Genomic DNA, 1,416 nt, shown 5'->3' with positions numbered 1-1,416 from the left:
GCAGATGAACCACGGCAAGACGACGATCATCGAGATCATGTGCACGCGCGAGCTGGGCGACCCGTTCCGCCGTGACGCGCTCTCCAAGCCGGTGCGATTCCTCGACAAGTACAAGGACTACGTCTGAGCGACGGCAGCTTCCTCCGCCTGCTGCCGCAGCGCCGCCCATGCGCGCTGCGGCAGCGTTTACCCGGCCCCGACGGCTTCCTCGCGACACGGATCGCCTGCTCATGAACGCTCAGACCAAGCCCCTCTCAGTGCCGATGTTTACCGAACTTCGCCGGCTGCTGCCCGGATTCATGCTGTGCGGCGTGATCGCGATCACCGCAGCCTTCGTGTCCGAGCATTATGGCGGCCCGAAATTCCTCTATGCGTTGCTCATCGGCATCGCCTTCCACTTCCTCTCCGATAACGACAAGTGCATTCCGGGTATCGAGTTCTCGGCCAAGAAGCTTGTCCGCCTCGGTGTTGCCCTGCTCGGCGCACGCATTGCCATCAGCGATGTGTCCGATCTCGGTTTGGCCGGTGTTGGTGCGTTGGCCGGCGCGACGGTGCTCACCATCGGCTTCGGCATGTTCATGGCTCGCGTGCTCGGGCTGCCGTCGATGCTTGGCTTGATCTCGGGCGGCGCTACCGGCATCTGCGGCATCTCGGCCGCGATGGCGATCTCCGCCACGCTGCCGCAGACCAAGGAGAACGAGCACTACACCCTGCTTACGGCGATCGGCGTCGCCACCTTCTCGACCGCGGCCATGATCCTCTATCCACTTGTGGTTTCGGCGGGCGGATTGTCGGTGGGCGAGGCCGGCATGTTCCTGGGTGGCTCAATCCACGATGTGGCGCAGGTCGTCGGTGCCGCCTTCATGATCTCGCCCGCGGTCGGCGATGCGGCGACGCTGGCGAAGATGTTCCGCGTGGCCATGCTGGTGCCCGTGGTGATGGTGCTGGCGCTGAGCTTTCGGGCCGAGTCTGCCCGGACTGCGGGTGGCGGCGCGAAGAGAGCCCCCTTGCTGCCCTTCTTTCTGGTTGCGTTCGCCGCCCTGGTCGTGATCAACAGCTTCGGCTGGATTCCCGCCGAAGTGGTCGCAGTGAGTTCTGATGTTTCGCGTTGGTGCCTGGTGATCTCGATCGCGGCGCTTGGCGTCAAGACCTCGTTCGAGAAGCTCGCCGCCCTGGGCTGGAAGCCGATCGTGCTGCTGTCGAGCGAGACCCTGTTCATCGCCCTCTACATGCTCGCGATCGTGTTCCTGACGCGCCTGCTGTCCGCCTGACCACCGCTCCACGGAGAACCCATGAACGCCACCGAGAAATTCATCGCCGCCACGGCCCATGTGGATGCGGCCGCGATTGCGCCGCTGCCCAACTCGCGCAAGATCTACGTCGAGGGTTCGCGCCCGGACATCCGCGTGCCGATGC

At 64.6% G+C, this 1,416-nt stretch carries 2 protein-coding genes; both read left to right on the top strand.

Features of this window, described 5'->3' with window-relative positions:
• The first annotated feature begins 230 nt into the window (after positions 1–230).
• Positions 231–1,271, top strand: a complete 1,041-nt coding sequence (locus P7F68_RS05050) for a YeiH family protein (RefSeq protein WP_002925853.1) — start codon at positions 231–233, stop codon at positions 1,269–1,271.
• A gap of 21 nt (positions 1,272–1,292) precedes the next feature.
• On the top strand, positions 1,293–1,416 hold a 124-nt coding region (locus P7F68_RS19950; protein WP_422126328.1), incomplete at its 3' end, for a hypothetical protein.

Origin of the sequence: Thauera mechernichensis (assembly GCF_029588855.1) — a bacterium.
GTDB lineage: Bacteria > Pseudomonadota > Gammaproteobacteria > Burkholderiales > Rhodocyclaceae > Thauera > Thauera mechernichensis.
The sequence above is the reverse complement of the archived record's forward strand: the minus strand, read 5'-3'. Positions and strand labels throughout refer to the sequence as shown.

Excerpts from the sequence above, each read along its gene's own strand:
- P7F68_RS05050 (WP_002925853.1), top strand. The coding sequence starts at position 231 with ATGAACGCTCAGACCAAGCCCCTCTCAGTGCCGATGTTTACCGAACTT.